The 16,001-nt window shown below is 45.0% G+C and carries 13 protein-coding genes and 1 tRNA gene; 5 read left to right on the top strand and 9 right to left on the bottom strand.

Annotation, left to right across the window (positions count from 1 at the left end; translation table 11 throughout):
- Positions 1 to 420: 420 nt before the first annotated feature.
- Positions 421 to 1,674, top strand: coding sequence for a cation:proton antiporter (locus AC23P2_RS10795; RefSeq protein WP_487773199.1), 1,254 nt, complete (start codon positions 421 to 423; stop codon positions 1,672 to 1,674).
- A 49-nt stretch (positions 1,675 to 1,723) separates the two neighbouring features.
- Here the strand turns inward: AC23P2_RS10795 and AC23P2_RS10800 are convergent, their stop codons facing one another.
- From AC23P2_RS10800 to AC23P2_RS10830, 7 genes are all read right to left on the bottom strand, one after another.
- Entirely contained in the window at positions 1,724 to 2,737 is a 1,014-nt protein-coding gene (locus tag AC23P2_RS10800; protein ID WP_487773200.1) for a zinc-binding alcohol dehydrogenase family protein, read from the bottom strand.
- A 112-nt stretch (positions 2,738 to 2,849) separates the two neighbouring features.
- On the bottom strand, positions 2,850 to 4,184 hold the full coding sequence (locus AC23P2_RS10805) for a hypothetical protein (protein ID WP_487773201.1): 1,335 nt from the start codon (positions 4,182 to 4,184) through the stop codon (positions 2,850 to 2,852).
- Positions 4,185 to 4,326: 142 nt separating this feature from the next.
- On the bottom strand, positions 4,327 to 5,184 hold the full coding sequence (locus AC23P2_RS10810) for a LytR/AlgR family response regulator transcription factor (RefSeq protein ID WP_487773202.1): 858 nt from the start codon (positions 5,182 to 5,184) through the stop codon (positions 4,327 to 4,329).
- A 222-nt stretch (positions 5,185 to 5,406) separates the two neighbouring features.
- Positions 5,407 to 6,159: a succinate dehydrogenase/fumarate reductase iron-sulfur subunit gene (locus AC23P2_RS10815; RefSeq protein WP_487773462.1), complete on the bottom strand. Its 753-nt coding sequence runs from the start codon at positions 6,157 to 6,159 to the stop codon at positions 5,407 to 5,409.
- Positions 6,160 to 6,199: 40 nt separating this feature from the next.
- On the bottom strand, positions 6,200 to 6,583 hold the full coding sequence (locus AC23P2_RS10820) for a four helix bundle protein (protein ID WP_472488728.1): 384 nt from the start codon (positions 6,581 to 6,583) through the stop codon (positions 6,200 to 6,202).
- A gap of 36 nt (positions 6,584 to 6,619) precedes the next feature.
- Positions 6,620 to 8,608 (bottom strand): fumarate reductase/succinate dehydrogenase flavoprotein subunit, encoded by a 1,989-nt coding sequence (locus AC23P2_RS10825; protein ID WP_487773203.1) that lies wholly within the window; start codon positions 8,606 to 8,608, stop codon positions 6,620 to 6,622.
- Positions 8,609 to 8,719: 111 nt separating this feature from the next.
- Complete coding sequence (locus AC23P2_RS10830) at positions 8,720 to 9,505, bottom strand: succinate dehydrogenase cytochrome b subunit (RefSeq protein WP_487773204.1); 786 nt, start codon at positions 9,503 to 9,505, stop codon at positions 8,720 to 8,722.
- A 315-nt stretch (positions 9,506 to 9,820) separates the two neighbouring features.
- Between AC23P2_RS10830 and AC23P2_RS10835 the strand changes: the two genes are divergently transcribed.
- The 4 genes from AC23P2_RS10835 (at position 9,821) to AC23P2_RS10850 (ending at position 14,362) form a co-directional block, all read left to right on the top strand.
- Complete coding sequence (locus AC23P2_RS10835; protein ID WP_487773205.1) at positions 9,821 to 12,682, top strand: T9SS type B sorting domain-containing protein; 2,862 nt, start codon at positions 9,821 to 9,823, stop codon at positions 12,680 to 12,682.
- 113 nt (positions 12,683 to 12,795) lie between these two features.
- Positions 12,796 to 13,185: a thiol-disulfide oxidoreductase DCC family protein gene (locus AC23P2_RS10840; RefSeq protein ID WP_487773206.1), complete on the top strand. Its 390-nt coding sequence runs from the start codon at positions 12,796 to 12,798 to the stop codon at positions 13,183 to 13,185.
- A 95-nt stretch (positions 13,186 to 13,280) separates the two neighbouring features.
- Positions 13,281 to 14,156 carry an ACP S-malonyltransferase gene (gene fabD, locus AC23P2_RS10845; protein WP_487773207.1) on the top strand — a complete coding sequence of 292 codons (876 nt, stop codon included), beginning with the start codon at positions 13,281 to 13,283 and terminating at the stop codon, positions 14,154 to 14,156.
- A 135-nt stretch (positions 14,157 to 14,291) separates the two neighbouring features.
- Positions 14,292 to 14,362, top strand: a tRNA-Gln gene (locus AC23P2_RS10850).
- 126 nt (positions 14,363 to 14,488) lie between these two features.
- Here AC23P2_RS10850 and AC23P2_RS10855 read toward each other — a convergent pair.
- Both AC23P2_RS10855 and AC23P2_RS10860 read right to left on the bottom strand, forming a co-directional pair.
- The gene (locus AC23P2_RS10855; RefSeq protein ID WP_487773208.1) at positions 14,489 to 15,691 is read right to left on the bottom strand and encodes a DUF3570 domain-containing protein; all 1,203 of its coding nucleotides are present in this window, start codon (positions 15,689 to 15,691) and stop codon (positions 14,489 to 14,491) included.
- 39 nt (positions 15,692 to 15,730) lie between these two features.
- Complete coding sequence (locus AC23P2_RS10860; protein WP_037298928.1) at positions 15,731 to 15,952, bottom strand: DUF4266 domain-containing protein; 222 nt, start codon at positions 15,950 to 15,952, stop codon at positions 15,731 to 15,733.
- Positions 15,953 to 16,001 lie beyond the last annotated feature (49 nt).

A 16,001-nucleotide genomic window follows, 5' to 3' on the forward strand; every position in this document is an offset into this window, starting at 1 on the left:
TGTGCCCAGCGTAGGAAGTATTATTGTTGGCTCAAGCCCTCCCTTGGTAGTAATCTTGGTATTTACGGAGAATCTATTTTTTCACAACTTGGCTATTTCAGTACAGTTTTACCTAAAAAATCTCAAATTTTGTTCTAAATATTTTGATTTTTTAGGTAAAACTCGTATATTGTTTGTTTCAAGTAAAATACAACTGTATAAGCCATAAAGCACTTGTTCCTTTTTTAAGCTGTTTTTCAGCCAACTAACAGCCCTCAAAACAAAAAGCGTTTACCGAGTTGGTCTCGATTATGTGGGCTTATACAAACTTGCTATTTCTATCACTATTCTAAGTCAACCATTACACAATTTTCGATTTTCAACCTAGGTTGACAGGTACACTTTTACATTTTTTTAAACCATCCACCCCAAAGCACAGCTATGGAATTGTATTATTCGTTCTCGGTTCTCATTGTGTTAGCCTCTGTTTTTGCTTACATCAATCTCCGTTTTCTAAAACTCCCTCCTACCATTGGTATCATGGTCATGGCCATTCTGGTATCCATTATTTTACGGTTTGCGGGGCATTGGCTTTTTCCAATTACTACCCAGAAACTTCTCAAACTCCTCACCGAATTTGATTTTACGGAGGTTTTGATGGGAGCCATGCTTAATTTTCTGCTTTTTGCAGGAGCTATTCACGTCAATTTTGCTGATTTAAAGGAGCATCGCCTTCCTATTCTTACTTTTTCGACCATCAGCGTTATCATTTCCACCTTTATAATTGGGGGAATTTTATTCTACGGTCTTCCTTTATTCGGCCTTGAATTGCCGTTTTTGTATTGCTTGCTGTTTGGCTCGCTGATTTCACCCACCGACCCCATTGCCGTTTTGGGTATTCTCAAAAAAGCCAATGTTCCCAAATCACTTGAAACCAAAATCGCGGGGGAATCTCTTTTTAATGACGGAGTAGCAGTTGTACTTTTTGCGGTCATTTTACAATTAGCCCAATTTCCAGCTACCGCTATTTCGCTCACTTCTATCTCGTGGTTGTTGGCCAAAGAAGCATTAGGCGGAATACTATTAGGAACTTTGCTCGGGTTTACGGCTTCTAAAGCCATCAAAGGCATCGACGACTACATTGTTTCGGTACTTATTACGTTGTCGGTTGTCATGGGTGGATACCTCATTGCGCAAGCTACCCACACGTCGGGACCGCTTACGATGGTTGCGGCAGGGCTTATTATTGGAAATTACGGTAAAAAAGCCGCCATGAGCGACGAAACCAAAGACTATCTGACAAAATTTTGGGAGCTAAACGACGAAATTCTGAATGCGATTTTGTTCTTATTTATGGGTTTTGAGTTGTTACTCATTCCAGACATAAAACTGAACACCTACTCCGTCGTATCAGCTATGGCCATTGTTGTCGTTCTTTTTGCTCGTTTTTTATCTATCTGGCTGCCTTCGCTCATAGTTCCTTTCAAACTCAACAAAGGCTCACTCACTATGCTTGTCTGGGGAGGATTACGCGGCGGGGTTTCTATCGCCTTGGTGATTGCCATAGGCGATAATCCCTACAAAGATTTATTGTTACAAATGACCTACTTCGTAGTAGTCTTCTCCATTATTTTCCAAGGATTAACTTTGGGAAAAATGTCGGGAAAAGTACTCAACAGAGTCGTATCTAACTAACGTGTCTTCAAATAAAAACGCCTCAAGAAATACACCTGAGGCGTTTTTATTAATATTTAATTACCCATTTACCAATAGTTGTGCCCGACTCCAGCTGCGAGTGGGCTTGCTTGAGGGCTTCGGCCGATAACCCATAAAGCGTGTGAGTATGAGTGGTAAACAGCACCCCTTCGTCGAACAACTGTGCCACACGGTTAAGGATATGATGCTGTTCAATCATATCATCGGTTTGGTAGGTCGAACGAGTGTACATCAACTCCCACGAAAAACTCACACTCTTACTTTTGAGCTTATTAAGCGCCACAGGCACCGCGCTACCTGTGATAGACGCAATGTGACCTTGTGGTTTGATAAGCTCCGCCATTGCATCCCAATAGCCGTTTGTATCCACAAAATCAACGATAAAATCGACAAACTGAAATCCAGCACCTCGGACTTCTTCTACCAAATTTCGGTGGTTAACGACCACATCAGCCCCCATTTTTTGGCACCACTCGATGGTTTCAGGCCGCGACGCCGTGGCAATCACGTTTAAGCCAAGTATTTTTTTGGCGATTTGAATCGCAATCGACCCTACGCCACCTGCTCCTCCAATAATGAGCAAGGTCTTATTTTGGTCGCGCTCGGCCGAAAGCCGCATACGGTCGAAAAAAATTTCCCAAGCCGTCAGTACCGTCAATGGCATGGCCGCCGCCGCTTCATCGGACAACGTGGACGGTTGTTTTCCCACAATTCGCTCGTCAATCAATTGGTATTCTGAGTTACTCCCAGGCTTGGTAATGTCCCCTGCGTAATAAACTTTATCCCCGACGTTAAACAAACTTACATTTTCACCAACAGCTTCTACCACTCCTGCCGCATCCCAACCAATGATTTTGGGCGTATCTAATACGGTACCTTTGGCAAAATTTTGTCGTATTTTAAAATCAACGGGATTAACCGAAATGGCGCTTATTTTTACCAATAATTCGTGCCCGCTGGGCTGGGGTTTGGCGGTTTCAAATTCAATAAAACTCTCCTCTTCCGAGATGGGCAACGATGTCTTGAATCCTACTGCTTTCATCTGTGTTTTGCTATTTTTTATTCCAAAAGCGTATAAGTAAAAAAAGCATAGAATCGTTCCTTCTTACAAACCAAACATCTTGAAAGTTTCCAACTTTCGAGATGTTCTTTCGCTATTTCCACGCTTGTCTTCGTCCGACCATCCACACAAATTGAATAAAGTTAAATTCCATTTGGTCAAACATTACTTTTTTTCCTTCGGCTTTGAGGTGGAGATTAGGCGTGTAGCGAAGGTTGGTACGCAACAACCACGTTTCCGAACGACTAATGCGAATATCCCAGCCAAAAATGACGCCTAATGCTACTTTTTTAGCTTCGTATGATTTGGAGACGCCGTTGTCTGTATCCGTAAAGCGCAAGTCTTCATAGGCCAAAGTAGGGCCGATGTAAGGCACAAAACCGTGGTAATCGCCCAAAAATTTGTAAGTTTCAAAGGTATATGAACGGCGTTCGTAATTGAGGTGTACGCCATAGCCGCTCATGCCGTAGCCTAATTTACGATACGAAACGCCCACATTGGCATCCGCTTTGTGAAAGTAACGCCCCGCCGCAATGTCAGGAATCAAACTTCCTGGACTTTCTTGCTTTAAAAATGGGTGCTTATCTTTGATGTATTCTGATTTTGAGATTTCAAACGAGCTTGATGGACCAATTCCCACGTACCAGCAGTTTAAGCGGTTGCGGGATTGTAGTTTTTTTACGCCCATTTTCATGTATTTTTCGCCGTATTTAGAAGCCAAACCTCCGTTGGAATTAATCCAATAACTCAAGCCCACGTTAAACGACCAAGGCGAGACTTCCAAAGCACCGTACTGGGTACGAGAAAGTGGGTACTGAAAGGCCGTGTGACGTTGATAGTTGACACCCGCTTGAAACAACACTTTTTTGGTGGCATACACAGCACCTGCTTGAAAGGGAAAGGTGGTTTTGGCCACCGACGGCACTGTGGTGTAGTTTTTATTAGGCTCATTAGAAATTTGAGCAAAACTGAGTCCTTTGAAAGCAATTCCTACAAAAGGCCGTAGTTTACCTTCGGCAATAGCCCACGGAAAAAAACGTGCACCTGTTTCGACACCTTCGCTGTACGAAACATTGGCTAATTCGGCAGGGATTTTCTTGCCAAATTGGGCTACAGGGATGGAGACGTAGAAATCAGCGTGTCCCCAAAAGTGCGTTCCCCCCAATAAAATACGCGGTGAGGTAGTTCCCCCAAAATCAACCGATGACAGACCACTCGGAGTGAGGTATTGTGTTGTTCCGCCTGTGGTCGTAAAAGCGTCTATGCCAAAGTAGGATTTGGCAAATGACGTCCGAACTTTTAAGCGTTCTACTGTTGTGTCTTTTTCGGCGGTTTGCGCTTGAACCGAGAAGGAATGAAGTACCGAACAAGCGGCAATAGTAAAAATGGTTCTTTTGTAAATGGCTGTTAGGTTCAATAAAGCTTCCATAAAAAAACGGGTTTGTGTTTTTGACTGACACAAACGTAGAAGCCTAAAAATGGTTGTCCAAAAAAAAGGGACGTTTGCCTAGGTTTTGGGACAAATGACCCTTTTGGGGGCTTTTATTCCTTATTTTGGGACGAATGACAAGCTATTTTTTAAAATAATCAGCCATCAAATCGGTGTAACGACGGGCAACGGGCAGCGGATATCCCACGTTTTTGAGTTGTAATTTGTAGCCTTGGGCATTGCCCGTGATTTTAGATACTTGTTTTAAATTTACAATAAATGAGCGATGACACCGCACGATGTCGCTGTGTTGAATCTGTTCTTCTAGCCGACTAAGGCTACTCCGAATCAGCATTTTTTGAACGTTATCTTCTTTGAAAAATACCACCTCCGAATAGTTACTCGCCGACTCAATAAACAGCAGTTCGTCGGGGGAAAGGCTAAAGGTGTCTTTGAGATTTTCGGCGATTAGCGTAATGGTTTCCAACGACACAGGTACGGGTTGTTCCTCCGTGTTTGTTTTCACCAACAGTTTGTCGGTTGCGTATTTGCGCTGCAAACGGGTATAATCAAGCAACGTAATGATGGTCGTTGGAATGATGCCAACTGCCACTGTAATGCCTATCCAACCAAACAGTTCTTTTATCCGAAACGAACTCACAAAAAACCATTGACTATAAAGCCAATTTCCCACAGAAATAATGACTAGCATCAAAAGCACACCAATAATTTCTTTCCCAACAGTCCAGTTTGCTTCTGCATACCATCGTTTAAATAAAAGGGGCATCGTAAAACTAATGCCCGACAGGCATAAAAAAGTCACAAGCCCATAACCCGCCAAAATTAGATTTTTATCGGGGTGCTGCCAATAAGAAGCTCCGAATGGTTGAAAAACAATCAAAAACAGCGCAATAAAAAGACCTGCTCCTGCCGAAACCAAGAGCCAGTAACGAGAAAATAGCGCGTTGTGCGGGTAGGGTTGTGAAAGCAACGAAGTCATAAGATACAGAAAAAAGGGGCTGTCTCAAAAGTCTAGTATCACCAAATTATCTTCGATCTGTGTTTAACCTCACCCCCTAAATCCCCCTCTCCTTTCTGGAGATGGGGACTTTAAAAGCCCTTCTCCTGGAAGGAGAAGGGTTGGGATGAGGTTGAAACCAAAGAATATTTTGTAACCTGTTACTTTTGAGACAGCCTCTTTTTATGAAGATACAATCAAAATTTACACTCCCTGTGAAGTCAATTTAGCGCCTAAGTATTCGCGGTTGAGGCGGGCGATGTGCTCCAATGAGATTTCTTTAGGGCACTCTGCCGAGCACGCACCTGTGTTGGTACATGAGCCAAAGCCTTCTTCGTCCATTTGAGCTACCATACGCTCTACGCGCATTTTACGCTCTGGCTGGCCTTGTGGCAACAACGCAAATTGGGATACTTTGGCCGATACGAATAGCATCGCGGAAGCATTTTGGCAAGCCGCTACGCAAGCGCCACAGCCGATACACGCCGCTGCGGCAAATGCTTCGTCGGCGTCTTCTTTGGCAATAGGAATACTGTTAGCGTCTTGGGCATTACCCGTGTTGACCGACACAAATCCGCCCGCTGCCTGAATGCGGTCAAACGCCGAACGATCGACTACCAAGTCTTTGATCACTGGGAAAGCTTTGGCACGCCAAGGCTCTACCACGATGGTGTCGCCGTCGTTGAAGCTACGCATGTGCAACTGACAAGTGGTAATTCCACCTTTCGGACCGTGCGGACGGCCGTTGATGTACATGCTGCACATTCCGCAGATACCTTCGCGACAGTCGTGGTCGAAAGCGATAGGTTCTTTACCTTCACCGATGAGTTGTTCGTTCAACACGTCGAACATCTCTAAGAATGACATATCGGGCGAAATACCAGCAACCTGGTAAGTTTCGATTTTCCCTTCTGTTTTTTTATTTTTTTGTCTCCACACCTTCAAGGTGAGGTTCATATCTCCTGCTGACATTGTGTTATCTGTTATTAGTTATCCGTTATCCGTTGCCTGCGTCTTTGCGCTTTTTTAAATAATTAATATAACCATTTATGAGCGCCATACACTTTTCAGTTTGGTTATCAACCATTTGCAGCTCTTCCATAGTTACATAATTCTCTTCAAGCGCAATAATGAAATGGTCTTGAATCTCTGTAAGCGAACCGCGACTAATTCTACAAAATTGAATGTTTTCCTGATAGCTATATCTTCCAAAACCTTCAGCAATGTTATTAGTAACAGATCGCAACGCACGAATAAGTTGATCCGTTAATCTATATTTTTCATCTGTTGGGAATCGATTCAAAATTGGTCTTGCCATCTTTCGAAGAGCTACTCCTTCTTTCCAGCATTTTAAGTCACGAAAAGAGCGAATTTCATCCATTTCCAGATAACTGATAACAATTAACGGATAACCCTCTTACTTGTAAGAACGTTGCGCAATTTTGATGTTTTCGTACACCAAATCCTCTTTGTGGAGTTCCCATTGGCTTTCACCTGCATGTTCCCACGCCGCTACGTACATGTAGTTTTCGTCGTCGCGAAGTGCCTCACCTTCTTCGGTTTGGTATTCTTCGCGGAAGTGACCACCACATGACTCGTTGCGGTTGAGGGCATCACGACACATCAACTCACCCAGCTCGATAAAGTCAGCCACGCGGCCAGCTTTGTCAAGTTCAGGGTTAAATTCGTCGGCATCACCCATTACGCGAACATCAGACCAAAACTCTTTTTTCAATGCCTGAATCTCTGAGATCGCCTCTTTCAAACCAGCTTCGTTACGGGCCATACCGCACTTATCCCACATGATTTTACCCAAACGCTTGTGGAATGCTTCTGGCGAAGTTTTACCTTTAATCGAAACAAGTTTCGTAATACGGTCTTTTACTTGTTTTTCAGCTTCCACAAACGCAGGGTGGTCAGTAGAAATCGCGTTGGTACGGATTTCGTTGGCCAAATAAGCCCCGATTGTATAAGGAATCACGAAGTATCCATCGGCCAAACCTTGCATCAAGGCACTTGCACCGAGGCGGTTGGCGCCGTGATCAGAGAAGTTAGCTTCTCCCAACGCGTACAAACCTGGCACCGTTGTCATCAAGTTATAGTCAACCCAAAGCCCACCCATGGTATAGTGAACCGCAGGATAAATACGCATTGGCACTTCATACGGATCCTCGCCTGTGATTTGTTTGTACATATCAAACAAGTTTCCGTATTTCTCTTTTACCACTGCCTTTCCTAATTCAGTGATTTTTTCAGCAGAAGCATCGTGGAGGTTCAATTTATTTACTTCTCCTTTTCCGTAGCGTTGAATCGCCGCCGAATAGTCAAGATAAACCGCCATTTTCGACGTTCCTACGCCATAGCCAGCATCGCAACGCTCTTTGGCGGCACGCGAGGCAATGTCACGAGGTACGAGGTTACCAAACGCAGGATAACGACGCTCCAAGTAGTAGTCGCGCTCGTCTTCTGGAATTTGATTCGCTGGACGGGTATCATTTTGTTTTTTAGGAACCCAAATACGACCATCGTTACGCAATGACTCTGACATCAATGTCAGTTTCGACTGGTGATCGCCCGAAACAGGAATACAAGTTGGGTGAATTTGCGTAAAGCAAGGGTTTCCGAAGAACGCCCCTTTTTTGTGTGCTTTCCAAGCGGCGGTTACGTTAGAACCCATCGCGTTGGTTGAAAGGTAAAATACGTTTCCGTAGCCACCTGTACACAACAACACTGCATGGCCGAAATGACGTTCTACTTCGCCCGTTACGAGGTTACGAGCAATGATTCCACGACATTTACCATCAATCACTACGACGTCGAGCATTTCGTGACGCGAGTACATTTTTACCGTACCCAATCCTACTTGGCGCTGAAGGCCCGAATAAGCCCCCAAAAGAAGCTGTTGGCCTGTTTGACCAGCCGCATAGAACGTACGCTGTACTTGTGTTCCCCCAAACGAACGGTTCGACAACAAACCACCGTACTCACGGGCAAAAGGTACACCTTGCGCTACGCATTGGTCGATAATTGAAGCCGACACTTGTGCCAAGCGATAAACGTTTCCTTCGCGAGCGCGGTAGTCCCCTCCTTTGATGGTATCATAAAACAAACGATAGGTAGAGTCACCATCGTTTTGGTAGTTTTTAGCAGCATTGATTCCCCCTTGGGCAGCGATTGAGTGCGCGCGGCGGGCAGAATCTTGAAAACAAAAAGCTTTCACAGAATATCCTAGTTCGGCCAACGTCGCAGCAGCTGACGCTCCTGCCAAACCAGTTCCTACAACTATAATTTCGAGTTTCCGCTTATTGGCGGGGTTGACGAGCGCTACCGTAGAGCGGTACTTTGTCCACTTACTTTCAAGCGGCCCGTCAGGGATTTTGGCGTCCAATTTTGGTGATGTTGCCATATTTACTGTTGTCCTTTAAAACGTTATCTGTTATTAGTATATTAATTAACTGTTAATGAGTATCAGGTTAGCCATTGCTTTTTCTGATAACGGATAACAGTTAACTGATAATTACAAACTCTTGAAGAAGAAGTACAAAGGCATCAAAGCGAAACCAATTGGAATGAGGATACCAAATACCCCAACGCCCAAGAAATTGAGCAAAGGATTGTACTTAGAGTGATTGATTCCCAACGTTTGGAAAGCACTCTTAAAGCCATGCACCAAGTGAAACGATACAGCAAACATAGAAAGCACGTAGAAAAGTACTAAAATTGGGTTTTTGAACCCTTCCATGACGCTACGGTACAAATCTTTCACGATTACCACGCGCGTTTGGTTTTCTTCACGTACAAATTCCTCCATTTTGCCTTTGATTTCACCTTCAAAAGGAGTAGCTACGACTTCACCAGTGACGAGGTTCTGCTCATACTGTGTGTAAGGCACGTATCCAAACTTGTATTCAAACCAGAAGTTTGACATGTGAACGACGATAAACACAAGCAAAATAGTACCAAGCAGCGCCATACTGCGCGAAAACCACGAGCTATTTGCCTTTCCGTTGTAAACCACATAGCGCTGATTTCCACGCGCTTGACGGTTTTGTTTTGCCAAATACAAACCTTCAAAAGCGTGTAATAAAATAAGCGCGTACAGGCCGTACGAAACCGTTTTGATGAGGGGGTTGGTTGTCATAAAAACGGCATAGACATTGAAGGCCAAGCCGTCGTCATGTTTGAACAACTGTAAATTTCCACTCATGTGAACAATCAAAAAAGAGCATAAAAACAAGCCAGAAAGGGCCATTACCAACTTTTTTCCAATTGAGCTTGATAGTGTTTGAGTAACCCAAGACATATCTAAGTTTTTTAAATTAAAACGATGATTATTACTATTTTCAGCGGTCAAAAGTAGGTCTCAATTAATTTAGAAACAATCTAAAATTAAACTTTTTTTGCTAATTAGCAATAGTCATTTAAAGCACAAATTTGTAACTGAGTGTGTCATTTTTTTGTTTTAGCATTAAGCACAAAAAATACGTCTATAAAAAAGAAAGCGGTGGAAAAAGCAATAAAATTTACACCATTTTCCTGAAATATTCGTTTTAAAAATACTATTTGCAGACCACTAGCTGCAATCGACACTGTACCCAATCATACCCCATAGTTACCCATGAGGAATTTGACACTACGTATTCTACTTGTTTGGTTGTGCATTTGTAGTGCATACTATTCTTATGCCACGCACGTTCGCGCGGGCGAGATTACAGCAAGTCGCATCTCCGACCGAGATCTTACTTATATGCTAACCCTCACGACCTACCATGATGAAATTGGGGGGCGCATGGCCAGCGAAGGCCAAAACGATGTGACGTTTTGTATTCGTCCGTTCAGCGGAGGGGCAGGAACCACATTACTGGTTAAACGGACTGGACGAGCGCCCATCAACATAGCAACTACGATAAACACTTTTAGTGAGCCGTTTACGTTTTCGTCGCCTGGGGTATATGTCATTTCGGTGGGTATCGAAAACCGCAACGATGGCGTACGTAACATGTCAAATTCAGTCAATACCCCTTTTTATGTAGAGACTGTCCTAGTCATTAATGCCTCTCTCGGGCTCAATCGCACGCCTGTCATGCTCAACCCTCCTTTGGATTCAGCACGTACTGGCCAAAAATTCTGCCATAACCCTGCGGCTTTTGATGCTGACGGCGATAGCCTTTCTTATCGCCTCTCTATTCCTAAACAAGGGACTCCTGGAACCTGTATCAACCGCAACGTCAATGGGTATCGTGACCCTGCTTTGGGGGTAGATCCTGATGCAAAAAACGAATTACAAAATGCCCCTGCTACGTTCACCATCGACCCCATTACGGGAGATTTGTGCTGGGATGCTCCAGCAAGTGCTGGTGTTTACAACGTCGCTTTTATTATTGAAGAATGGCGCGATGGCGTCAAAATCGGCGAGGTAGTCCGAGATATGCAAATTGTGGTAGCCGATGGCCCCAACCGAAGGCCACTGCTTGACCCCATTGCGAATGTGTGTGTAGAAGCAGGGCAAATCGCCTCGCAAACGGCCCGTGCCACCGACCCCGACAATAATCGTCTGATATTTTCGGCATACGGTGGAGTCTTCAACTTAGACCCCCAAGGAAGACCTATTAGCCCTCCTTTGATTTCAACCGATTATGCCACATTTACCCCATCGGTGAGCCAATCCCAAGCCTCTCCTGCCGTTGGAACGTTTCGTTGGCTGACCAACTGCAACCACGTTCGCGAGACGCCTTACGATGTAGTTATCAAGGTCGAAGATTTACCCGGTCGTAATCAGACTCAATTGGCTTCGCTCGAATCGTTTGCTATTCGAGTTGTTGCACCCAAACCTTCTGGCCTTACAGCCACCCCATCCACGGGCACAGCCGCAGGCTTTACGCTTACTTGGACTTCCTATCGTTGTCAGCTCCCTGGAGCTCAAATGGTCATTTATCGAAAAGAAGGATGTTCGGGTGGAACTTTCAGCGGATGTACCAACCCTGGCGACCCACTTGCGTTAGGCTATACCGAGGTAGGACGCGTTCCTGTCAATGCCACTACTTTTACCGATAATAACAATGGGCTTGGTTTGAGAAGAGGGGGTGTTCAGTACAGCTATCGTATCCGTGTGGCATACGCACTTCCACAGGGCGGCTTCAGCCCCCTTTCGGACGAAACTTGCTTAGACCTACCCGCGCAAACACCTGTACTCACCAACGTAACCGTGGATACAACCAGCACAAACCGAGGTGTTATTACGGTAAAATGGACGCGTCCGCCGTTTAAAGCAAGTGATGTTCCTGGGCCTTATCAATATCGCTTGTCGAGAGCAACAGGCTTGAATGGCACCGACTTTACACTTATTGCGACCATCAATACCAACTTAGACGCTACGGTTGACACCATTTATGTCGATCGTAACCTTAATACAGTTCAAAATGGATACCGCTACCGTTTGGAGTTTTTCCATACCCTCAACGGTACGCTCACGAGTCTCGGCGTTACGGAGGCTGCCAGCAGCGTTCGTTTATCCGTTGCTCCTGCCAACCAAGGCTTACGCCTCAACTGGCAAGCAGTAGTGCCTTGGCGCAACGAAAACCAACGTCACCGCGTGTATCGCGAAGTTAGAAATCGCCCAGGTACGTTCAACCTCATCGCGGAAGTGTCAGTGCAGAGTGCAAGCACCTTTACTTACACCGACGATGGTACCGACCGTTTTACGGCAGATGGCACACACACCATCAAACTCTCGACCGACTCTACCTATTGTTATCGCGTCGAGACGGTAGGTACTTACGATAGCCCTCGGATTAGAGTGGGGCAACTGTATAATTTCTCGCAAATTGTGTGTGCCGCTCCCGCCGATAGCACCAAACCTTGTCCACCTGTTTTGACCATTGATGCCCTCAATTGTGATAACCCGACAGGGCTTGAATGTGCCTCTTCGGTTGTTAACAATACCCTCAATTGGACTTACCCCGTCAGAGACACCAACAACCAAGAATGTGCGGCTGCGGTTAGCTACAATGTTTATTTTACCCGTTATCCAGAAGACCCTTTTACAAAAATAGGACAAACTACTGCCCCAACAACCACCTTCCGACATACAGGGCTAGACTCCTACGCGGGCTGTTATTACGTGACGGCAATCAGTCGTTTTGGGACAGAAAGTGCTAAGAGCAATACCGTTTGTAACGACAACTGTACATCGCTAAGACTTCCAAACGTGTTTACGCCTAATGGCGACGGCAAAAACGACCTGTTTACTCCACTTTCTTGTACTGCCTTTATCGAGACCATAACGTTTGTTGTATATAATCGTTGGGGAACGAAAGTATTTGAAAGTAACAATCCAAACATCAATTGGGATGGCAAAACGTCGGATGGCCAAGACTTGCCTTCAGGAACCTATTACTACCAAGTAACAGTTACCTTCAAAACTTTACAAAAAACCAACGAACCCCTCACTTTAAAAGGATGGATTCAGTTGATTAAATAAGATGATACCGAAACCTATGAAGCTGAAGTTCTCCACAGTTTCATAGGTTTCAATCAATAGTTAAAAGGAGCAAATTCGACACTCGTCATTCACCCATTCGACACTCTTTTCCAATGGATATTATTTTCTTTGACGGCGTATGCAATTTTTGCAATGCAAGTGTCAATTTTATCATTGACCATGATTCGACACGTCGTTATCGTTTCGCGTCGCTTCAATCCGAATTAGGGCAGAAAACGCTTCAAGAAAATGGGTATTCAACCGTTGAGCTAAACACTATCCTTCTACTCCGCAGCGGAAAAATCTACCATAAGTCAACAGCAGCCTTAGAAATTGCCCGTTATCTCAAAGGCTGGTCATGGTTGTATGGCTTTATTCTTCTTCCCCGTTTTATTCGAGACGCTGTCTATGGGCTTGTTGCCCGCAACCGCTACCGATTTTTTGGAAAATCAGAAAGTTGCCGCATTCCTACTCCCGAAGAACGCTCCTTGTTTATTGTTTGATAGTTTGGGGCAAGCCTTGTATGTTTGCACTCACATTGCCCCATTCAACGATCAAACTAAACTCCCTCTTGGGGGCGGAGGGCTTCTAAAAATCAATGAAAGCATACGTATTTCCTGGCCAAGGTTCGCAGTTTAGCGGCATGGGCAAAGACCTCTACGAAAACAATGCTCAAGCACGCGCGCTCTTCGATAAAGCCAACGAAATTTTAGGATTTGAAATAACCAAGGTCATGTTTGAAGGAACCGACGAAGAACTCAAGCAAACCAATGTTACTCAACCTGCGATTTTTCTGCACTCTGTTATTTTAGCTTCGACTGTCGCCGATTTTGCACCCGAGATGGTAGCAGGCCACTCGCTTGGGGAATTTTCTGCTTTGGTAGCAGCAGGCGCATTGTCGTTCGAAGACGCCCTTCGGTTGGTCGCTCAGCGTGCAGCTGCCATGCAACGCGCCTGCGAGCTAACGCCATCGACCATGGCGGCCGTCCTCGGGCTTGACGACGAAAAAATCGAGCAAATCTGTGCTTCAGTAGAAGGTGAAGTAGTCGTAGCTGCCAACTTCAACTGCCCAGGCCAAGTAGTTATCTCAGGCTCACACGAAGGGGTTCGTTTGGCTGGTGAAAAGCTCAAAGAAGCGGGGGCAAAACGCGTGTTGCCACTTCCTGTAGGTGGAGCATTCCACTCACCGCTGATGGAGCCTGCCCGCGAAGAATTGGCAGCGGCAATTGAAAACACGCAATTCACCGAACCACGTTGCCCTATTTACCAAAACGTAAACGCCCAAGCCGCTACCGACGTCGCAACAATCAAAGCCAACCTCATTTCACAGCTCACGGCTCCAGTACGCTGGACGCAGTCGGTAAAAAACATGGTGGTAGATGGCGCAACCGAATTTGTGGAATGTGGCCCAGGTAAAGTTCTTCAAGGATTGGTTAAAAAAATCGCTCCTGAAGCGGCAACAGCGGCGGTTTAGTCAAAAAAATATTCGCACAAAGCCACTGAATATCAAGCAAAAGGCATTTTTTGGAAAATTTATTCTCATTTTTTTTCCAAAAAACGCTTGACACGTAACCAAGAAAGCCCTACTTTTGCACCACCAAAACGGAATTGGTGGATGGTGTAATGGTAACACAGAAGATTTTGGTTCTTTTATTCAGGGTTCGAGTCCTTGTCCGCCAACCGAAGCCTCTCAAGCAATTGAGAGGCTTTTTTGTTTATTAACCTGCTTCTAGCTGTGGGCAAAAAACAAAAAACCCCGACGGTAAAGCATCGGGGCTACTAAGTTATAAAAACGGAAACCTAATTTTACTTCAACTTCATTGCCAGCGTAATGCTGTTGCCGACCATTCCTGTACTACGCATATAATGCCCATAACGCACCTCAATGGTATTCCAGTGTTTTATTCCAAACATACCACCTGGAGGCGCAAACCGAAGCCCCATGCCTACAAAATGGCTAGTAAAACCCGAAATATCATAGTCGCTGGTATAATACATATCGGTAACTTGGTGCTGGGCGTACGGTTTGAAGTAACGCACGGCGGTTTGGTTGCTAAACCGATAAAACGGACTAACTGAGAAAAACGGCGTCACTTTGTACGAGGCTTCGACATTAACTGTGTGCGCGGTCATTCCCCAATCATCGTTATAAAACCGATAGAACCCACGCAAAATAAGGCGGTCACCTGCAAAGTAGCTGATACGCGCTCCCACGGGTAGTTTGAAACGGCTTCCAGGTAGTTTCTCCACCGTATGTGAACCATTCGTAAAATATACTCGGTGATATGGCGTACTGAGCAGCCCCTGCTGAAAAGAAGGCTCTACCGTAAAGAGTACTTGCAAACGTTTATTGATAACCTGCGAAAGCGACAGCGCTAAATTGTACGAATTTCGTGGTTTGTAAGCCACAGGATCACGGTCTCCTTCGGCCGCAGAGCCATAGCCCGATGGGCGTAGCTCGGAGGGAAGAATCGCCGTCCAAGTATCAAAAAATGCCCCTGCTTTTAGGCTAAACTCACGATTATTGTCTTTCGACGACTTAGAAAAACTAAGGTTTATCCCGTGCGATTGATAGTCGTATTCGGTCGAATAAGAATAACTTATACCACGTGTGGTATGCGTGGCATCGTCTTTCACGCTCCACGAAAGCGAGGGATAAACGTGCGTATCGCTGCGCGAGGCCGACGAAACCGTCAATGGGTCGATATTATCGGAGGAAGCGGAAGTATAATGGTCGATGTTGAAATCGGCCACGATACTGTGTTGGCGGCTTTTTCGGTCGATAAACGACAATTTCAAATCAATCGAATTGGCCAAATCACCTAATTTTTCGGTACCTATTCCACCCGTCACGGCTGAGTTATTCCCATCTTGTCCGTAATAGCTACTGACCAAGTTTACTTCCTCAATTTTGAGTTTACGCTTTTCGTAGGTCCCTTTTTCGGATTGGGCGTACCCTCCTCGAAGCAGCCCAGCAAGCAGCCCTACACTGATGATGATTTTTTTCATTAAAAATTTACGATGAAAGATTCATAGGTAGAAAATACACTAGTTACAACCGCAGCCACCGCCGCTTTTGCCACCATTGGCTCCTGAAGCTCCCTCCCGATAGAGGTAAAAACTTTGCTCAAACTTTTCAGACTTGCGGGCTGATAACTCCATTTCGGAGTCATTGATACGGCTCTTTTGGTATTCTTTCACCGTTACGCAAGAGGTCATACTTCCCACAACCAGGGCGAAGATGAACCCATATTTCAACTGCTTTTTCATAGGATTTGGATTAATCTGGTTGGACTTCATTTTCCAATTACCGAATTGG

The sequence above is a fragment of the Runella sp. R0.1_18 genome, from assembly GCF_057652155.1.

What these genes read in the sequence shown, in the direction of transcription:
- AC23P2_RS10825 (WP_487773203.1), bottom strand. Translation starts at nt 8,608, where the DNA reads ATGGCAACATCACCAAAATTGGACGCCAAAATCCCTGACGGGCCGCTT.
- AC23P2_RS10800 (WP_487773200.1), bottom strand. Translation starts at nt 2,737, where the DNA reads ATGAAAGCAGTAGGATTCAAGACATCGTTGCCCATCTCGGAAGAGGAG.
- fabD (WP_487773207.1), top strand. Translation starts at nt 13,281, where the DNA reads ATGAAAGCATACGTATTTCCTGGCCAAGGTTCGCAGTTTAGCGGCATG.
- AC23P2_RS10810 (WP_487773202.1), bottom strand. Translation starts at nt 5,184, where the DNA reads ATGACTTCGTTGCTTTCACAACCCTACCCGCACAACGCGCTATTTTCT.
- AC23P2_RS10815 (WP_487773462.1), bottom strand. Translation starts at nt 6,159, where the DNA reads ATGAACCTCACCTTGAAGGTGTGGAGACAAAAAAATAAAAAAACAGAA.
- AC23P2_RS10835 (WP_487773205.1), top strand. Translation starts at nt 9,821, where the DNA reads ATGAGGAATTTGACACTACGTATTCTACTTGTTTGGTTGTGCATTTGT.
- AC23P2_RS10840 (WP_487773206.1), top strand. Translation starts at nt 12,796, where the DNA reads ATGGATATTATTTTCTTTGACGGCGTATGCAATTTTTGCAATGCAAGT.
- AC23P2_RS10820 (WP_472488728.1), bottom strand. Translation starts at nt 6,583, where the DNA reads ATGGATGAAATTCGCTCTTTTCGTGACTTAAAATGCTGGAAAGAAGGA.
- AC23P2_RS10860 (WP_037298928.1), bottom strand. Translation starts at nt 15,952, where the DNA reads ATGAAAAAGCAGTTGAAATATGGGTTCATCTTCGCCCTGGTTGTGGGA.
- AC23P2_RS10855 (WP_487773208.1), bottom strand. Translation starts at nt 15,691, where the DNA reads ATGAAAAAAATCATCATCAGTGTAGGGCTGCTTGCTGGGCTGCTTCGA.
- AC23P2_RS10795 (WP_487773199.1), top strand. Translation starts at nt 421, where the DNA reads ATGGAATTGTATTATTCGTTCTCGGTTCTCATTGTGTTAGCCTCTGTT.
- AC23P2_RS10805 (WP_487773201.1), bottom strand. Translation starts at nt 4,184, where the DNA reads ATGGAAGCTTTATTGAACCTAACAGCCATTTACAAAAGAACCATTTTT.
- AC23P2_RS10830 (WP_487773204.1), bottom strand. Translation starts at nt 9,505, where the DNA reads ATGTCTTGGGTTACTCAAACACTATCAAGCTCAATTGGAAAAAAGTTG.